Consider the following 1,069-nt stretch of genomic DNA (forward strand, 5'->3'; position numbering starts at 1 on the left):
TGTACTGACCACGGAGGTTGGTGACAGGGCTCACGGTCGGGTGATCTTGAAATGAGTGAGGGCCTTCTGGCTCGGTGTGGATTGCGACATCTGCACCGGCTTCAGAAAGGCCCTCATGTCACACCGTAACGCACCGCTGACCGAGACCGGGCGCCTGCGCCTGGCGCGCTGTGTGGTCGAGGACGGCTGGCCGCTTCGCCGGGCCGCCGAACGCTTCCAGGTCTCGCCCACCACGGCCAAGCGCTGGGCGGACCGCTACCGCACACTGGGCGAGGCCGGCATGAGCGACCGCTCCAGCCGTCCGCATCGCAGCCCGCGCCGGACCGCGACCCGCACCGAGCGGCGGATCGTCAAGGTTCGCCTGCTCCGCCGGTGGGGACCGGCCCGCATCGCCTACCTGCTCCACCTGAACCCGGCCACCGTGCACCGGGTCCTGGTCCGCTACAGGCTCGCCCGCCTCTCACACCTCGACCGCGCCACGGGACGCCCGGTGCGGCGCTACGAACGCGCCGCACCGGGCGAGTTGGTGCATGTCGACATCAAGAAGCTCGGCAACATCCCCGACGGAGGAGGCCACCAGGCGCTCGGCCGCCAGGCCGGCCGCAGGAACCGCTCGGGAACCGGCTACAGCTACCTGCACAATGCCGTCGACGACCACTCCCGGCTGGCCTACAGCGAGATCCTCCCCGACGAGCGCAAGGAGACCGCCACCGCGTTCTGGGCCCGGGCGAACGCGTTCTTCGCCCGGGCCGGGATCACCGTCCAACGCGTGCTGACCGACAACGGGGCCTGCTACAAGTCGCACGCCTGGCGCGATGCCCTCGCGGCCGAGGGCATCGCGCACAAACGCACCCGCCCCTACCGGCCCCAGACCAACGGCAAGGTCGAGCGCTTCAACCGCACCCTGCTCGACGAATGGGCCTACGCCAGGCCCTACCGCACCGAACAGGAACGCCGAGACGCCTACCCCGACTGGCTCCACACCTACAATCACCACCGCGGACACACCGCACTCGCAGGCAAGCCACCCGCCAGCCGCATCCCCAACCTCACGGGACAGAACACCTAG

1 protein-coding gene is annotated in these 1,069 nt (G+C 69.8%); it reads left to right on the forward strand.

Features of this window, described 5'->3' with window-relative positions:
• Nucleotides 1–115: 115 nt before the first annotated feature.
• Nucleotides 116–1,069, forward strand: a complete 954-nt coding sequence (locus ACIRRS_RS38315; protein ID WP_402981718.1) for an IS481 family transposase — start codon at nucleotides 116–118, stop codon at nucleotides 1,067–1,069.

It is taken from the genome of Kitasatospora sp. NPDC101183, assembly GCF_044767945.1.
In the GTDB taxonomy this organism is placed as follows: Bacteria; Actinomycetota; Actinomycetes; order Streptomycetales; family Streptomycetaceae; genus Kitasatospora.

Bases quoted from the DNA above. Each gene is read 5' to 3' on its own strand.
- ACIRRS_RS38315 (WP_402981718.1), top strand. From the start codon at position 116: ATGTCACACCGTAACGCACCGCTGACCGAGACCGGGCGCCTGCGCCTG.